This window comes from Microbacterium sp. RD1 (assembly GCF_052220165.1).
Classification (GTDB): domain Bacteria; phylum Actinomycetota; class Actinomycetes; order Actinomycetales; family Microbacteriaceae; genus Microbacterium.
The window spans coordinates 929,074-945,701 of the sequence record NZ_JBQPOL010000001.1; the positions used below are offsets into that span (position 1 = coordinate 929,074).

A 16,628-nucleotide genomic window follows, 5' to 3' on the forward strand; every position below is an offset into this window, starting at 1 on the left:
CGCCCAGATCTCGACAAACGAGCGCTTGTACGCTAAAACGATGAAGAAAGAACTGCGCAATGAGCGCGGCCCGGACAAAGGAGTTCTACGTGCGATCACAGACCCGAACACTCGCACTTCTCGCCGCCGCAGCGAGCGCGGTATTGGTCCTTGCAGGATGTGCCGACACCTCGGCGACAACGTCGCAAGGGAGCGGCCAGGCGGCGGAGCAGGAGGGGACCGCCGAATACGGTGATGGCGACATCGCCGAGTTCTGCCCCGATGAGGACACAAAGGTCGCCTACGCGAAGGGCAGCAACAACACCTGGACTCGCATCACCCTGGCGGAGATCGAGGCGGAAGCGGCACTATGCGACACCATCAGCGAGGTGATCTTCACCGACGCGCAGGGCGACCAGCAGAAGGCGGTGTCCGACCTCAACAGCCTCGTTGCGCAGGGGGTGGGCGCCATCGTCGTCCAGCCCGAGTTCGGCGCCGCGCAGATCCCGTCCATCGCGGCGGCCAACCAGGCCGGTATCGGCACGGTGCCGCTCGTGTCCGACCCTGGCGGGCAGGTCCCTACCGACTACCCCGACCGCGTTCTGCAGGACTACGACTACATGGGCGAGCAGTGGGCCGAGTGGTTGCACGAGAACGTGGGCGAAGGAACCGTCGCGTTCCTCGGCGGAACGCCGGGCGCCGCATCGTCTCAGTCGATCTTCGCTGGCTTCCAGGAGGCTCTCGCGAAGTACCCCGAACTCACGCTGGTGCAGCCGAACGTCATCGACACGAACTGGGACGCCGGTCAGAAGAAGCGCGTCGTCGCCGGTCTGCTCGCGCAGCACGGTCGTATCGATGCCTTCGTCAGCGACTACATCCTCACCGACACCGGCGTGATCGACGCCTACAAGGAAGCCGGAGTCGAGCTTCCCGCAATCCTGGGTCTTGCCTCGGGCAACGTGAACGGCTGCCAGTGGGAAGAGGAGAACTTCCCGATGTTCTCGTTCGACGGAACGACCCAGCTGGGCCGTATCGCCTTGCGCAAGGCGCTCGCCGCCAGCCAGGGGACTGAAGACCCGGAGCCGTCCATCGTGCAACTTCCCGTCTTCATCGACACCGCCGACGGCAAGAACCCGCTGTGCGAGCCCGACCTTCCGGCGGACGCCGACCTGTCGTCCACCCTGTCGGTCGACGAGTTGAAGGAACTGCTGGGCTGATGACAACTGAGTTTTCCCCGCCGGTTTCGGCGCACCGCGCGATCACTCGGGCGATGACCATCGAGAACATCACCAAGACGTACCCCGGGGTGCGAGCGCTGAGCGATGTGAGCATGATGCTCGATGCCGGGCAGGTGCACGGGGTCGTGGGAGAGAACGGAGCCGGCAAGTCCACGCTCATGGGCGTGATCTCCGGCGCCGTCGTCCCCGATTCGGGCACCGTCCAGCTGGACGGTGAGCCGATGCCGGCGGGGAATCCGAAGGCGTCACGCAGCGCGGGAGTCGCGATCGTCCGGCAGGAGCCTGCGCTCCTGCCGGACCTCACGATCGCCGAGAACATATACCTCGGCATTCCCGAGGGTGTTCGCCCCTCTCCCCTGACGATGAATCGCGCCGCAGCCGAGATGCTCGCTCAGTGGAGTGCGGACCTGCGCCTGGACCCCACCACGCGTGTGGACGAGCTCGCGCCCGAGCATCGCTTCATCGTCGAGATCACGCGAGCCATCGCATCCCGTCCGCGCGTGCTCATCCTCGACGAGCCGACTGAGCACCTGGCCGGTGAGGACGTCGACCGCCTCTTCGAGCAGATCCGTCGCCTCACCGGCACCGGCGTCGCGGTGGTGTACATCTCGCATCGCATCGCCGAGGTCAAGCAGATCGCCGATCGCCTCACGGTCCTGCGCAACGGCGCGGCCGTCGGAACGTACGATGCCGCCGACCTCGAAGAACGCGACGTCATCAACCTCATCGTGGGCCGCGAGCTCGATGAGACCTTCCCGCCCAAGCGTGGAACACGCGCCGAGACCGAGCCTCGCCTACGCGTGAGCGAGCTGAGCGGCGGCCGCTTCCGCAACGTCACCTTCGACGTCGCGCCCGGCGAGATCATCGGCTTCGCCGGCATCGACGGCAACGGGCAGCGTGAGACGCTGCGAGCACTGGCGGGGCTTCTCCCCAGCAGTGGGACCGTCGAATTGGGTGGGCGACGCGTGTCCACGCAGTCCACGTCGCAGACCGGTCGGGACAAGATCGCCTACATCGCCTCGGACCGCCACCGAGAAGGGATCTTCTCGGGGCTCAGCGTCCGCGAGAACATCGCTGTGCGAAACCTCTCGCAGTTCGTTCGCGGCGGCTTCCTCTCCAGCCGTAGCGAGTCGCGCACGACCGCGGGACTGTCGTCGCAGTTCAACGTGCGCACCAGCTCGCTGGAGAATCCCATCGACTCCCTATCCGGAGGCAACCAGCAGAAAGCTGTCCTGGCGGGAGCGCTCGGGGCGAACCCCGACTTGCTCCTTCTGGACGAGCCGACGCAGGGCGTGGACGTCGGAGCACGAAGCGAGATCTACGGCATCATCCGCGAGCGCGCAGAGCGAACGGGCATGTCGGTCGTCCTGCACTCCACCGACGCGCGCGAGCTCGCCGGTATCGCCGACCGTGTGCTCGTCTTCTCGCGCGGCAAGGTGGTCGCCCAGCTCTCCGGCGACGAGGTGAGCGAGGACAGCATCACCTCGGCCGCGCTCAGCTCGACCGAGACCCGGGAGAAAGCGCGCACGGGTTCGCACCCGGCGCTGCGATGGTTCTCCGGCGATGTGGCACCCCCGGTCATCGTCGGCGTGGCGATCGTCGCGCTGTCGTTGATCACGCAGCTGTCCAACCCGTTCTTCCTCGGCGGCCCGAGCGTCGCGAGCATCCTCACCCTCGCGACGACCCTCGCGATCGCGGCGATGGCGCAGACCATCGTGATGCTCGTCGGCGGAATCGATCTGTCGATCGGGCCCCTCATGGGACTCCTCGTGGTCGTCCAGTCCTTCTTCCTGGTGGATGGCACCAGTTCAAGTTCCCAGCTGCTCGGGTGGGTGCTGTGGATCGTGATCCCGTTGGCTGTGGGCCTGGTCAACTGGGCTCTCATCGACCTGGTGAAGGTGCATCCGATGATCGCCACGCTGGTGACGTTCACCGCGCTGCAAGCGATCTCCCTCATGCTCCGCCCGACCCCCGGCGGTGCGATCAGCCGGCGCGTCACCAGTGCGATCTCCGCGAGCGTGGGTCCTCTGCCGATCGCGTTCCTGCTCGTCGTGGTCGCCGCTGTCGTGCTCACCTGGGTGCTCATGCGCACTCGAGTCGGGGTCGTCCTTCGGGGCACCGGATCGGATGACGGCACCGCACGCCTGAACGCCATCAAGCCAGCCACCGTCCGCCTTCTCGCCTACGTCGCAGCCAGTTTGATGGCCGCCATCGGCTCGTTGCCCCTCATGGCCCAGCTCGGCTCAGGAGACCCTGCCGGCGGCACCAGCTACACCCTCGCCAGCATCGCCGCCGCCGTCATCGGCGGAGCCGCGCTGGCCGGCGGACGCGGAACGTTCGTCGGCGCCCTCCTCGGCGCGCTCCTCCTGCAGATCGCCAACTCCGTGACCACGTTCCTCGGCCTCAACACGGCATGGCAGTCGTTCCTCGTGGGCGGCCTGACCATCGTGGCGGTGGCGGGCTATTCCCGCAGCCGCCACCTCGTCTCGATTGGAGCACGTTCATGACGACCGTATCCATCCCGGTGCCCAACCGCTCGCGGTTCCGGATGCCGGCGTTCGGGCCGGTGCTCATCGCCACGGTCGCGCTCTTCGTCGTCTGCGCATTCCTCGTGCCGCAGACTGTCAGCGCGCTATCACTGCAGACGATGGTTCCGTATGCGGCGGTCCTGGCCATCGCTGCGGCGGGTCAGACACTCGTCGTACAACAGCGAGGTATCGACCTGTCCGTCGGCGGGATGATCAGCGTCGCGGCCATCGGTGTTCCCATCCTGGACTCCCGCGTGGGGATCCCGCCGTTCCTCGCGATCGTCATCGTGCTCGTCTTCTGCGGACTGGTCGGCGCTCTCAACGGGCTTCTCGTCTCGCGCTTGTCGATCACGCCGCTGGTGGCGACCCTCGCCGTCAACGCCCTCTTAGTGGGTGTGGTCGCGCTCATCACGGGGGGCTCCACCGTCACCGTCGCGCCCGAACAGGTGCGCCTGGCCACCACACGTATCCTCGGCCTGCCGGCCCTGGTGTGGATCGCGGTCGTCGTCGTGATCGTGATGGCGGTGCTGATGGCGAGGACGGCACCTGGTCGCCGGTTCGTGGCCGCGGGGGCGAACCCGGCCGCGGCGCGTGTTTCCACGGTGAACGTCACTCGTCACCTCCTCCTGGCGTACGTCTTCGCCGGCCTGAGCTACGCCGTCGCCGGCGTGCTCCTCGCCGGTTACCTCCGCAACCCTGGGAACACCGTGGGCGCGCCTTACCTCCTGACCGCGATCGCCACGGTGATCGTGGGTGGAACGGCCCTGCGGGGAGGGAAGGGCACGATCCTCGGGTCGGCGATCGCGGCGGTCTTCCTCAGCCAGCTCGTCCAGACCGTCCTGACCCTCGGGGCGCCCTCGTCCACCCAGATGCTCATCCAGGCCGGCGCGATCGCGGTGGCGGCTCTGCTGCAGGGGGCCACGCAGTTCACGCGCCGCTCGCGTCGTGGCTCGCCCGAGCCCGTGCAACCAGCCGGCCACGAGAAGGGGGAGTCCTCCTCCCTCGAGGCGACCCGTACGTAACGACCTGCGAACGGAAGGGGCCGGGGCGATTCGCCCCGGCCCCTTCCGTTCGCCCTGGGGTCAGTCGACGTAGGCGATGTCGATGTCCGCCACGTCCTGGTCGTCCAGGTTCACCACGATGTTGTCGGGGTTGCGTGTGGTCATCCAGATCAGCTCTTCGGTGTGGCTGAGGTTGCCCTCGATGTGCGGCACGAAGGGCGGAACGTAGACGAAGTCGCCCTCCGTCATGTAAAGGATCTCTTCGTAGCGCTCGCCGAAGCGGATGTAAGCGTCCCCCTTGAGGACGTATCCACCGGTCTCGGCTTCGCCGTGGTGGTGGGGGTCGGATGCCTCGGCCGGTCCGGTGTAGACCTTCCCGAACCAGAGGTCGGTGACCTCGGTGTTCTCCTTGCTCACTCCGGAGATGCGACGGGCGTTCTTGGTCTGGCCCGGTGCGGTGGGCAACTCCGCCCCCCGCTGCACGGAGAGTCGCTTCAGCGTTCGCTGCTGCTCCTGCGTCATCGTTCTTCCTTTCTTCTCGTGTCCGTCACAGCTCTTCTGCGACCGGATTGGTCAGGATGCCCAGGCCAGCGACCTCGACGGTGACGACGTCTCCCGGGAAGAGGTACAGCGGCGGCGTTCGTCCGTCTCCCACGCCTCCCGGCGTCCCCGTGGCGATGATGTCGCCGGGGACGAGCTCGGTCCACTCTGAGATGTAGGAGATCAGGGCCGGCACGCCGAAGACCAGCTGGTCGAGGGTGGATGACTGCACGACGACATCGTTCAGCCGCGTGGTGATGACCTGATCGGCCACCGCGCCGAATTCGTCCGCGGTGACGACCCACGGGCCCAGCCCACCGCTTCGCGGAAAATTCTTCCCGGGAGTGAACTGCGTGGTGTGCCGCTGATAGTCGCGGAGAGAGCCGTCGTTCATCAGCGTATAGCCGAAGACGTGAGCGTGCGCGTCGTCCTCGGAAATGTGACGCCCGCCGCGCCCGATGACCACCGCGAACTCGCCCTCGAAGTCGAAGGTCGTGCTGTTTCGCGGGGCGATGAGGGCCTCGCCGTCGCCGACGAGGGTGTCGTTGAAACGGGTGAAGACCGTCGGCTTCTCGGGGGTGGCTCGGTCCATCTCGGCGATGTGGTCGGCGTAGTTGAGGCCGACGCACAGGATCTTCGACGCATCCGGGATCGGCGGCAGCAGCGTCACGGAGGACAGGGGGCGTGCTATGCCCCCCGCACCGGCGACGGTCTCACCCGCGATGGACGCGGCGATGGCGGTCCGGAGGGACGGGTGCGGCGTGGCGTCGGTCAGGTCGAGGACCTGATCGTCGATGATCGCGCCCCATCCGGCTCGGCCGTCGGCGGTGAACGAAGCGAATCTCATCGGGGCTCCAAGTGGTCGGCGGGTGGTAGTGCCATGCTCTTCGCGCCGCCCGCTGCTGCTCTACGGCCGGGGCTCGTTTGTCCCACCAGCGATGACAAACGAGCGAACGACCGTTATTCTCGTGTCCATGGAGCACGCGCCCGAGGGACGGATCGCCGCGGCGATGAAGGTCCTCGAGCTTCTGAGTGGGACCGACCGTGTGACGGTGCGCGCGGCGGCCGAGTATGCCAACATCGGACGCTCGGCCGCGCACCGGATCCTGGCGGAGCTGGAGCGCTCCGGCCATGTGATCCGGGGGGAGGGGGGGAGGGGCTACTTTCCCGGCCCGGCCGTGGTCTTGCGCGAGCGCCTGCCTATCCAGAGCAGCAGTCGCCACCGCATCCGCCCTGTGCTGCAGGATCTCCACGTCCGCACCGAGGAATCCGTGCATGCGGCGCTGCTGATCGGAGATCACGTGCTCGTGCTGGACGGCCGACCCTCCTGTCACCGCCCCGACATCGGCCTGCGGGTGGGGATGACCGCCCCGGCGCATGCCATGGCCGCCGGCAAGCTCCTGCTGGCCACCCTTCCCGACCGCACCGTCGCGGCCCTTTTTCCGACGGACCCGCTCCCGAGGCGTTCCCGGTTCACCGTGGGCACGCGAGTGGAGCTGCTGGATGCGCTGCGCGAGGTGCGTCGCCGCGGCGTCGCGCGCGCCGAGCAGGAGTCCGAGCCCGGGGTGAACTCGGTCGCGGTCCCCCTGGACGGGCAGAGCTGGCGTACGCGCATGGCCATGGTGGTCTCCGTGCCCGTCCGGCGTGGAGCGGCGGCGCGAATGGACGAGCTCGAGCGGATCGCGCGAGATGTGGTGCGCCACCACGCGCTCACAGGTCGAATCTCCCCGTGGAGCCTCCGCCAGCGCTAGGGTTAAAGAACGGGCGTTCGCTCGTTTGCAACGAGGCAGTGGAGGTCTCCGTGGGCACATCCCGCCCCCGTCTGTTCGAGCCGATCGCGCTGCGACGTCTGGAACTTCCTAATCGGCTCTGGGTCGCGCCCATGTGCCAGTACTCCTCAGTGGACGGGATGCCGACGGACTGGCATATGGTGCACCTCGGCTCCTTCGCCATCGGACGAGCGGGACTGGTGATGACCGAGGCGACCGCCGTGAGCCCGGAAGGACGCATCACGGCGGTGGACGCCGGCATCTGGAATGCCGAGCAGGCGGAGGCGTGGGCGCGCGTCGTCGATTTCGTCCACTCCCAGGGCGTCGCCATCGGAGTGCAGCTCGCCCACGCGGGCCGCAAGGCGTCCACGGTCCCGCCCGGGCGCGGCTACGTCGATCCGGCCGACGGCGGATGGGTGACGGTCGGGCCGTCCCCTGTGCCCTACGGGAAGCTCCCCGCGCCGCAGGAACTCAGCAGCGACGGCATCCGTCAGGTGATCTCCGACTTCGCCGCGGCTGCGGAGCGCGCTGTGGCGGCGGGCTTCGATCTGATCGAGATCCACGCGGCGCACGGATACCTCCTCAACCAGTTCCTCTCGCCGCTGTCGAATGTGCGCGACGACGAGTACGGCGGGAGCGAAGAGGGGCGCCGTCGGCTGCTCATCGAGGTCGTCGATGCGGTGCGCGCCGTGATCCCCGAGGATATGCCGGTCGTGGTGCGCCTGTCCGCCACCGAGTGGGTGGACGGGGGAGTCACCGTGCACGCGACGGCCGAGATCGTGGCCGCGCTGTCGGCGCGCGGGGTCGATCTCGTCAGCATCTCGTCCGGCGGCAACGATGACCGGCAGGAGATCCCCGTCGGACCCGGCTATCAGGTGCCGCTCGCGCGGCATGTGCGCGGCGGTGCGCCCGTCCCGATCGGGGTGGCGGGTCTCATCACGTCGTCGCATCAGGCGGAGTCGGTGCTCGTTGATGGCGGCGCCGACGCGGTGTACTTCGCCCGGCAGTTCCTGCGCGAGCCCACCTTCCCCCTGCGCGCGGCCATGGAGCTCGGCGGCGAGCTGGAATGGCCGTCGCAGTACCGCATGGCCAAGTTCCCGGGAAGCATTCCGTGACACGGTGCGCACCTCCCCCGCGCCGCACCGGTTCGGTACGGTGTCATAGGCGCGTTTAGGGACGCAGGGAAGCGAGTGAGATGTGATGGTCGGTACCACCCTGGCAGGTCGCGAAACAGCCGAGTCGATTCGCCGGGAGGCAGCAAGCCTGTTCGCCCAGCACGGTTACGAGGCCACGAGCCTCCGCGAGATCGCCAGCGCCGTCGGCATCAAGGTCGGCAGCCTTTACAATCACATCGACAGTAAAGAGGACCTGCTGCTCACCGTCATGGGCGGCACGATGGACGATCTGGCGGATCTCGTCGACGACGCCCTCGAGGCGCCCGTCGACCCCGTCGAGCGGCTCATCGCATTCATGGCAGTGCACGTGCGCTTCCACGCTGAACGTGCGCAGGAGGTGTTCATCGGCAACTCCGAGCTGCGTTCCCTGCCACCGGATGCGCGCGCGACCATCACCGAGAAACGCAAGGCGTACCGCGAGCTCATCGAGCGCCTCATCGAGGCGGCGCGGATGGACAGCAGCGAGGAGCCCCTCAATGTGCGACTGCACGCGTTCAGCGTCGTCGCCATCGGGACGCACGTCGCGGGCTGGTATCGCGAGGGCGGCGGCCTGGATCTCGGCACGATCGTCAACACGTACGCCAAGATCGTGCTGCGCAGCCTCGGGATCCCCGAAGCCGACCGTCGCGTTGACGAACTCCTCCCCGTCGAGGGCTGACGACCGGCCGCCAGGCCGAACTTGTGGCCGCTCCGATCTCGCGTTACCCTCAGACTAACGAGCGTACGCTCGTAGCAATGAGGCTCTGGAGATCATGCGCACACTCGGAGACTGGGTCAGGCTCAACGCGAGCCGTCACGCCGGCCGCGAGGCCTTCGTCGGCATCGACGGTCGCATCACGTTCGGCGAGGTGGCGCCTCGCGCGGCGCGGCTCGCCCGCGGCCTGCGGGAGCTAGGGGTCGAGGACGGCTCCACCGTGGGCGTCCTGGCCGGCAACACCGTGTTCAACGCCGAGGTGTTCCTCGCCGTGGCAGTCTCCGGCGGCATCTACGCCGCGATGAACTGGCGCTGGTCGGCGCCCGAGCTCGCAGCCGGCCTCCTCGAGAGCGACTGCCGGATCCTCATCGTGGAGGAGCGCTTCCGCACGCTCGCCGAGGCCGCCGTCGCCCACCTGGCCACGCACCCGGACGCGGGGGAGCCTCCTCGCATCATCGTCGAGGACGCGGTGGAATCCGTGCGCCGGGGCTCGGCGGTCATCGAATCGACCGTCTCGCCCACCGACGGGCTGTGCCTCATCTACACCGGTGGCAGCACGGGGACGCCCAAGGCGGTGCTCCTGTCCCATCAGGCCGCCCTCGCCAACGCGCTCAACGAGCGCATCGACTGCCGTCTGGGCGACCTCCCGGACGAGCGCGGCCTCGTGTCGACGCCGATGTTCCACTCAGCGGGGCTCCTCTCCTGGCTCGTGACCCACTTCGTCGCGGGCAAGACGACGGTGCTGCTGGACCGCTTCGACGAGGCGTCCTTCGTCGAGTGGGTGGGGCGTGAGCGGATCACCAACACCTTCGTCATCCCCAACATGCTCCGACGTCTGCTCGAGGCCGGCGCGCTCTCCGATCCCGGTGTGCGCGCGTCCTTCCGCGCGATGCACACCGGGGCGGGACTCCTGCGGATGCCTGACAAGGAGCGGTACTTCGAAGCCCTCCCGGATGCTCGCCTGTACTTCCGCTACGGCCTGTCGGAGGCGGGGCCCCAGGTCACCCGGCTCCTTCACGAGGACATCCTCGACCCCTCCGTCGACGGCTCGATCGGCCAGGAGTACACCCTCGCCGAGACGCAGCTGCGCAAGGTCGACGACCCCGGCCGGCTCGCCGAGGTGGGCGAGCTGGGGGAGATCGTGGTGCGCGGTCCCAGCCTCATGACCGAGTACTTCCGCCGTCCCGAGGCCACCGCCGACGTCATCCTCGACGGATGGCTGCGCACCGGCGACCTCGCCACCAAGGACGAGCGCGGCTACTACTTCTTCCGCGACCGGCTCAAGGAGATGATCAAGAGCGGCGGCGAGAACGTGTACTGCGCCGAGATCGAGCAGGTCTTGTACCTCCACCCCGCCGTGCTCGAGGCGGCCGTCGTCGGTGTCCCCGACTCGACGTGGGGCGAGGAAGTGCGCGCGGTGGTGTCGTTCCGCAACGGAGCCACCGCCACCGAGGCCGACCTGTCGAACTTCCTGCGGGGGCATATCGCCGGCTACAAGGTCCCCAAGCGGTGGGCGTTCCTCCCCGCCGAGGAGATGCCCCGCTCCGGCGCAGGAAAGCTCGTCAAATCTGAACTACGCAAGAAGGTCGGCTGGGACTGACCCGGCCGCACGGAAACGAGGCGCCTCCATGTTCTCCAAGATCCTCATCGCCAACCGCGGCGAGATCGCGGTCCGCATCATCCGCACCGCCCGCCGGCTCGGCATCACCTCCGTGGCGGTGTACTCGGCCGCCGATGCCGACGCGCTGCATGTGCGCGAGGCCGACGAGTCGGTGAACCTCGGCGGCGGGCCGGCCAGCAGCAACTACCTGAACGTGGAGGCGATCGTCGCCGCGGCGGTGCAGTCAGGCGCCGAGGCGGTGCACCCGGGCTACGGGTTCCTCGCCGAGAACGCCGGGTTCGCGCAGGCCGTGGTCGATGCCGGGCTCGTCTTCGTCGGACCCTCCCCCGAGGCGATCACGACGATGGGGGAGAAGGTCGCCGCGCGGAACGTCGCGATCGCCGCGGAGGTGCCCCTCGCGCCGGGAACGCCCGACGCCGTGCCCGACGCCAAGACTGTCCTGGCGTTCGGCGAGGAGCACGGTTACCCCCTCCTCATCAAGGCGGCCTTCGGCGGCGGTGGGCGCGGGATGCGCCAGGTGTACTCCAGCGACGAGGTGGAGGCGGCCTTCGACGCCGCGGTCCGTGAGGCCACCGCCGCGTTCGGGAACGGATCGGTCTACGTCGAGCGCTACCTCGCCCAGGCGCGTCACGTCGAGCTGCAGGTGATCGGCGACTCGTTCGGCACGATCGCCACCCTCGGAGACCGCGACTGCTCCGTGCAGCGTCGTCATCAGAAGCTCATCGAGGAGGCCCCGGCACCGGGGATCTCCGACCGCACGCGGGCGGCCATGGCGGATGCGGCCACCCGCCTCGCGCAACACGTCTCCTACACCGGGGCGGGCACCGTGGAGTTCCTCCTCGACGGCGACAAGTTCTACTTCCTCGAGATGAACACCCGTGTGCAGGTGGAGCATCCGGTCACGGAGATGGTGACCGGCGTGGACATCATCGAGCAGCAGTTGCGCGTGGCGGCCGGGCTCGCCCTCGAGCTCCCCTCGCCCGTCCCGCTGCGGGGCGCGGCCATCGAGGCGCGCATCAACGCCGAGGCCGTGGAGGGCGGTGTGTTCCGTCCGGCCCCTGGCCCGATCGACCTCCTCGAAGTGCCCGAGCAGGCGGACCTGCGCTGGGACGGCGGATACGTCAGCGGCGATACCGTACAGGCGAACTACGACAGCCTCGTCGGAAAGCTCATCGCGTGGGGATCCGACCGTGACGCCGCCATCGATCGGCTCCACCGCGCGCTCGGCGCCCTCAAGGTCGAGGGGATCTCCACCACGGCCCACGCCATCCGCTATCTCATCGACACCGATGACTTCCGTTCCCTTCGCGCACACACGACGTGGCTCGAGACGGAGGTCACCATCCCCGACGAGGAGCCGCCGATGGACCGCTCCGAGGTCTTCGTCGGTGGCCGGTACTACCGCATCCCGGTGTTCCCCGAGGGGGCCGTCGCAGCCGTCGCCGGCGGCGTGGCCGTCGCCGCGGCGACCGCGACCGGCGCCAGCCGTTCCGGCGGCGGCCGGCGGAGCAAGAAGGCGGCCTTCGACGGGCGGCTGGTGGCCCCGATGCAGGGAACCATCGTCAAGGTCGCCGTGCAGCCGGGGGAGAGCGTCGAGGCCGGGCAAGTGCTGTTCGTCCTGGAGGCGATGAAGATGGAGAACCCCATCGCCGCCCCGGTGGCCGGGACGGTGGCCGAGGTCACGGCGGCAGCCGGGGACTCCGTTCCCGCCGGCACCGTGCTGGCGCAGTTCGAGGCGGAGGGGAGCTGACATGCGACCGCTTCGCTCCCTCCTGTTCGTCCCCGGGCACAAGAAGGACTGGATTCCCAAGGCTCTGGCATCCGGCGCCGACGCGGTCATCATCGACCTGGAGGATTCCGTCCCCGAGCCCGACAAGGAGCTCGCGCGCGACAACGCCCGCGAGGCGCTGCTGACCGGCGGCGGGGACACTGCCATCGTCGTGCGGGTGAACGGATACGCCACCGACCACTTCGCCCGCGACCTGGCCGCGACGACTCTGCCCTCCCTGGCGGCATTCCTGCTTCCCATGCTCGATGACGCCGTCGACGTGACACGGTTCGACGGGGCGATCACCGCCGCGGAGCAGCTCGCCGGGGTCGAGCGCGGCACGACGAACGTGCTCGCCTCGTTCGAGACGGCCCGCTCGATCGAGAACGCCGCCGCCATCGCCCACGCTCCACGTGTGCGCGGCATCATGGCCGCCGCAGCCAAGGGCGCTGACATCGCGCGCAGCGTCGGGTTCCGGTGGACAGCGGAAGGGAGCGAGACCCTCTACCTGCGCAGCCGCCTCCTCCTGGCCGCGCGCGCAGCCGACCTCGACGTCATCGTCGTGGGTCTGTGGCAGGACGTGCACGACCTCGGCGGGCTTCGCGCGTTCGCGAGCGAGAACGCGGGCATCGGGTACACCGGGCAGGTGCTCATCCACCCCTCGCACGCCGCCGTCGTCAACGACGTGTATGGGCTGAGCGACGAGCGCGCCGACTACTATCGCCGACTCATCGCCGCCTTCGAGCAGGGCTCGGCGGCCGGTTCCGGCGCCGTGGACTTCGAGGGCGAGCACATCGACCTGGCGCACGCCGAGAACGCACGCGCCCAGCTGGCCGCGGCCGGTCTCGACCACCCCTGACAAGGAGCATCCGACCATGAGCATGTACTACGAAGACTTCGAGATCGGTGTCGTCATCCGTCACGCCGTGACGCGCACGGTGACGGAGGCCGACAATCTCCTCTTCACGACACTGACGATGAACGTGCAGCCCCTCCACCTCGACTCCGAGTTCGCCGCCGAGAGCATCTACGGGCAGCGGATCGTTAACAGCATCTTCACCCTCGGGGTGGCCACGGGTATCCCCGTGCAGGAGACGACGCTCGGTACGACGCTCGGGAACCTCGGCTTCCGCGAGATCCTGTTCCCCAAGCCGGTCTTCATCGGCGACACCCTCCGCGTCGAGACCGAGACGCTCGACAAGCGTGAGTCCTCGTCCCGCCCCACGACCGGGATCGTCGGAATCGAGCACCGCGCCTTCAACCAGCGCGACGAGAACGTCTGCACGGTCCGCCGTACGGCGCTCATGATGCGCCGCCCCGAGTGAGTGCGTCCGGCCGGACTGTCCTCATCACGGGTGCCGGCGGCGGGATGGCCCGGGGTATTCATGCGCGCCTGGTCGCGGCCGGTTACACGATCGTCTGCGTGGATCAAAGGCTCGACGCCGCAGAGCGCGCAGCCGTTTCGATCAGGGACTCGGGTGGCACCGCGTACGCCTACGCCGCCGATGTGACCAACCCGGACGCGGTGCGCGGGCTGCGAGAGAGCGCCGAGCGCGACGCGGGCCCGATCTCGGCGCTTGTGAACGCCGTGGGGATCCTCGATCGCAAGAGCCTCGGCGACCACGACGACGAGTCGTTCGCCCGGACGATCGACGTGAACCTCGTCGGGCCGTTCCGCATCATCCGCGAGTTCGCCCCCAGCATGGTGGAACGCGGCTGGGGTCGCATCGTCAACGTCTCCTCCATCGCCGCGGTGACGGGGTACCCGTATCCCGCCTATGCGGCGTCCAAGGCGGGGCTGTCCAACCTCACCCGGTCGCTCGTGGTGGATCTGTGGGGGTCGGGAGTCACTGCCAACGCGATCTGCCCCGGCATCACCGATACGCCCATGGTCACCGACGTCGTGCGCGAGCGGGTCGCGGCGACGGTTCCGACCGGAAGGATGGTCGAGCCGGAAGAGATCGGCGCGCTGGTCGCCTTCCTGCTCTCGGATGATGCGCGGAGCATCAACGGCGCCGAAATCCTCGTCGACGGTGGCGCGACCCGGTACTTCCGACTCCTGGAGTGACCCCGTGCCCGGCGCGGTTATCAGTCCCGGTCGCCAGGGTCACGGGCGACGAGGAATCCCGACGTGAACGTCATGACCGTCTCGTCGCGCTGGTTGAGTACCTCGTACTCGAACGACCACACCCCGGTGCCCGGCTTGCTCGTCGGTCGGGTCTCGGCGAGGGTCGCGCGGGCGCGGATGGTGTCGCCGATGAGCACCGGCTTCTTCGCGCGGAGCGTGTCGAAGCCCAGCCAGGCAACGACCTTGCGGACGTATCCCGTCTGGGTGAGCAGGCCGAGGGCGACCGACGCGGTGAAGGGGCCGTGCGCGATGCGCTCACCGAACGGTGTTCCGGCGGCGTACTCGGCGTTCAGATGGAACTCCACGATGTCCCCGGTCAGTCCCGCCCACGAGACGAGGTGAGCGTCGGTGACGGTGAGACCCGACGATTCGATCGTGTCGCCGGTGCGGATGTCCTCCCAGAAGTACTCGGGGGCCTGCAGGCGTCGCCCGGTCGCGGTAGAGGTCCGGTGCGAATCGATGAATGACATGAACGTCTCGTCTTTCCCGGTGGAGATCCGGCGGTGGCTCTCTCCGATGCTTACGTGTAGACTAACGTACACTTGTTAGTGAGTCTACCTCACCGTACCGAGTTCACTCAGGAGGTCACCGATGACGACTACCGTGCAGGCCGATCCGGCGGCGGATTCGGCCGATGCTCTGGCGCCCCGCTCCGTTCACGAGCGCCTCACCGAGACGCTCGCCGAGGCCCGCCTGGGCGGGCCGGCCAAGACGCGGGAGAAGATCGTCGCATCCGGCAAGCTCCTCGTCCGCGACCGTCTGGAGCTGCTGTTCGACAACGGCGACTACATCGAGGACGGGTTGCTCGCCCGACATGAGTCGGGGCTCCACGGCGACGCGGTCGTCTGCGCGTACGGCGACGTCGACGGCCGCCGAGTGTGCGTGATCGCGAACGACTACAGCGTCAAGGCCGGCACGTGGGGCAACCGCACCTTCGAGAAGATCACCTTCGCGCAGGAGACGGCGTCCGCCGCCGGCATCCCCATCGTGTATCTCTTCGACTCGGCGGGCGCGCGCATCGACGAGCAGTTCGAGAGCTTCGCCGGCCGGCACGCGTGGGGCAACATCTTCTATAACCAGGTGCAGATCTCGGGGCGGGTCCCGCAGGTGTGCGCTCTTTTCGGCCCGTCGCCGGCCGGATCTGCGTACGTTCCTGCGCTGTGCGACCTCACGATCATGGTCCGCGGTCACGCCACCGCGTACCTCGGCTCCCCGCGACTGGCCGAGATGGTCACCGGTGAGAAGGTGACGCTCGAGGAGATGGGCGGCGCCGAGATGCACTGCACCGTCTCGGGCCTCGGCGACGTGCTCGTCGAGGACGACCCGGAGGCCATCGCCGCCATCCGCGTGTGGCTGTCGTACCTGCCGCCCAACTGGGAGCAGGCCGCCCCGGTGGCCGAGCCGGTCGCCCCGCGCGAGGGGCGCTTGCTGAGCGAGATCGTGCCGCTGCGCGAGGCCGAGGTCTTCGACATGGAGGAGGCGGTGGCCGCCCTGGTCGACGAGGACACGTTCTTCCCCTACAAAGAGCTGTTCGCCCCCGAGATGCTCACCGGGTTCGCCCGCATCGACGGGCAGCCCGTCGGCATCGTCGCGAACCAGCCCACCCACATGGGCGGGTCGATCTTCCCTGACTCCTCCGACAAAGCCGCGCGGTTCATCTGGATCTGCAACGCCTACAACGTTCCCATCCTGTTCCTCGTCGACATCGCCGGGTACATGATCGGCTCGGCCGTCGAGCGCCAGGGCATCATCCGCCACGGCGCGAAGATGATCTTCGCGGTGTCGGAGTGCCGGGTGCCGCGGATCACCGTGCTGGTGCGCAAGGCCTACGGCGGTGGGTACCTCGCGATGTCGGGGGCGCCGATGCATCCGGATGCGGTGCTCGCGCTGCCGACCGCGAGACCGGCCCTGATGGGCCCCGATGCGGCCGTGAACGGCGTGTATTACAACCAGATCCACGCGATCGAGGATCCCGAGGAGCGCCGCGCCTTCGTGGCCGAGAAGCACACCGAGTACGCCGAGGGAATCGACGTGTTCAAGATCGCCGACGCCAACGCCGTGGAAGCGGTCGTGCCGACCGACGAGCTGCGCGGAGAGCTTTCGCGCCGCCTCAACCTGTACCTTCGCCGTCCGAAGACACCGGTGACCCGTCGCCAGGCGGTCACTCCGGTCTGAGCCGGGGAGGAG

At 68.4% G+C, this 16,628-nt stretch carries 15 protein-coding genes; 12 read left to right on the forward strand and 3 right to left on the reverse strand.

Features of this window, described 5'->3' with window-relative positions; all coding sequences use genetic code 11:
- The first annotated feature begins 89 nt into the window (after positions 1 to 89).
- The 3 genes from ACTU3I_RS04485 to ACTU3I_RS04495 are packed head-to-tail and all read left to right on the forward strand — an operon-like array spanning position 90 to position 4,767.
- On the forward strand, positions 90 to 1,196 hold the full coding sequence (locus ACTU3I_RS04485) for a substrate-binding domain-containing protein (protein ID WP_442924432.1): 1,107 nt from the start codon (positions 90 to 92) through the stop codon (positions 1,194 to 1,196).
- Between the two features lie 53 nt (positions 1,197 to 1,249).
- Positions 1,250 to 3,724 carry an ATP-binding cassette domain-containing protein gene (locus ACTU3I_RS04490; protein ID WP_442924433.1) on the forward strand — a complete coding sequence of 825 codons (2,475 nt, stop codon included), beginning with the start codon at positions 1,250 to 1,252 and terminating at the stop codon, positions 3,722 to 3,724.
- Positions 3,721 to 4,767 (forward strand): ABC transporter permease, encoded by a 1,047-nt coding sequence (locus tag ACTU3I_RS04495; RefSeq protein WP_442924434.1) that lies wholly within the window; start codon positions 3,721 to 3,723, stop codon positions 4,765 to 4,767. Before ACTU3I_RS04490 ends, ACTU3I_RS04495 begins: the two co-directional genes overlap by 4 nt.
- Positions 4,768 to 4,827: 60 nt before the next feature.
- Here the strand turns inward: ACTU3I_RS04495 and ACTU3I_RS04500 are convergent, their stop codons facing one another.
- Positions 4,828 to 5,268 (reverse strand): cupin domain-containing protein, encoded by a 441-nt coding sequence (locus tag ACTU3I_RS04500; protein WP_442924435.1) that lies wholly within the window; start codon positions 5,266 to 5,268, stop codon positions 4,828 to 4,830.
- Positions 5,269 to 5,293: 25 nt separating this feature from the next.
- Entirely contained in the window at positions 5,294 to 6,133 is an 840-nt protein-coding gene (locus ACTU3I_RS04505) for a fumarylacetoacetate hydrolase family protein (RefSeq protein WP_442924436.1), read from the reverse strand.
- A 127-nt stretch (positions 6,134 to 6,260) separates the two neighbouring features.
- Here ACTU3I_RS04505 and ACTU3I_RS04510 point away from each other — a divergent pair, with 127 nt between their 5' ends.
- The 8 genes from ACTU3I_RS04510 (at position 6,261) to ACTU3I_RS04545 (ending at position 14,381) form a co-directional block, all read left to right on the forward strand.
- Entirely contained in the window at positions 6,261 to 7,037 is a 777-nt protein-coding gene (locus ACTU3I_RS04510) for an IclR family transcriptional regulator (RefSeq protein ID WP_442924437.1), read from the forward strand.
- Positions 7,038 to 7,087: 50 nt separating this feature from the next.
- Positions 7,088 to 8,170: an NADH:flavin oxidoreductase/NADH oxidase gene (locus ACTU3I_RS04515; RefSeq protein ID WP_442924438.1), complete on the forward strand. Its 1,083-nt coding sequence runs from the start codon at positions 7,088 to 7,090 to the stop codon at positions 8,168 to 8,170.
- Between the two features lie 85 nt (positions 8,171 to 8,255).
- Positions 8,256 to 8,888, forward strand: coding sequence for a TetR/AcrR family transcriptional regulator (locus tag ACTU3I_RS04520; protein WP_442924439.1), 633 nt, complete (start codon positions 8,256 to 8,258; stop codon positions 8,886 to 8,888).
- A 94-nt stretch (positions 8,889 to 8,982) separates the two neighbouring features.
- Complete coding sequence (locus tag ACTU3I_RS04525) at positions 8,983 to 10,524, forward strand: class I adenylate-forming enzyme family protein (RefSeq protein WP_442924441.1); 1,542 nt, start codon at positions 8,983 to 8,985, stop codon at positions 10,522 to 10,524.
- 28 nt (positions 10,525 to 10,552) lie between these two features.
- Positions 10,553 to 12,295, forward strand: coding sequence for an acetyl/propionyl/methylcrotonyl-CoA carboxylase subunit alpha (locus ACTU3I_RS04530; RefSeq protein WP_442924442.1), 1,743 nt, complete (start codon positions 10,553 to 10,555; stop codon positions 12,293 to 12,295).
- A gap of 1 nt (position 12,296) precedes the next feature.
- Positions 12,297 to 13,172, forward strand: a complete 876-nt coding sequence (locus ACTU3I_RS04535) for an HpcH/HpaI aldolase/citrate lyase family protein (protein ID WP_442924443.1) — start codon at positions 12,297 to 12,299, stop codon at positions 13,170 to 13,172.
- A gap of 16 nt (positions 13,173 to 13,188) precedes the next feature.
- Positions 13,189 to 13,638, forward strand: coding sequence for a MaoC family dehydratase (locus ACTU3I_RS04540; RefSeq protein ID WP_442924444.1), 450 nt, complete (start codon positions 13,189 to 13,191; stop codon positions 13,636 to 13,638).
- Positions 13,635 to 14,381 carry an SDR family NAD(P)-dependent oxidoreductase gene (locus ACTU3I_RS04545; RefSeq protein ID WP_442924445.1) on the forward strand — a complete coding sequence of 249 codons (747 nt, stop codon included), beginning with the start codon at positions 13,635 to 13,637 and terminating at the stop codon, positions 14,379 to 14,381. The genes ACTU3I_RS04540 and ACTU3I_RS04545 overlap by 4 nt, the downstream gene beginning before the upstream one ends.
- Before the next feature lie 20 nt (positions 14,382 to 14,401).
- Here ACTU3I_RS04545 and ACTU3I_RS04550 read toward each other — a convergent pair whose 3' ends face one another.
- The gene (locus tag ACTU3I_RS04550) at positions 14,402 to 14,911 is read right to left on the reverse strand and encodes a MaoC/PaaZ C-terminal domain-containing protein (protein WP_442924446.1); all 510 of its coding nucleotides are present in this window, start codon (positions 14,909 to 14,911) and stop codon (positions 14,402 to 14,404) included.
- 121 nt (positions 14,912 to 15,032) lie between these two features.
- Between ACTU3I_RS04550 and ACTU3I_RS04555 the strand changes: the two genes are divergently transcribed.
- Positions 15,033 to 16,616, forward strand: coding sequence for an acyl-CoA carboxylase subunit beta (locus tag ACTU3I_RS04555; RefSeq protein WP_442924447.1), 1,584 nt, complete (start codon positions 15,033 to 15,035; stop codon positions 16,614 to 16,616).
- The last annotated feature ends 12 nt before the right edge of the window (positions 16,617 to 16,628 follow it).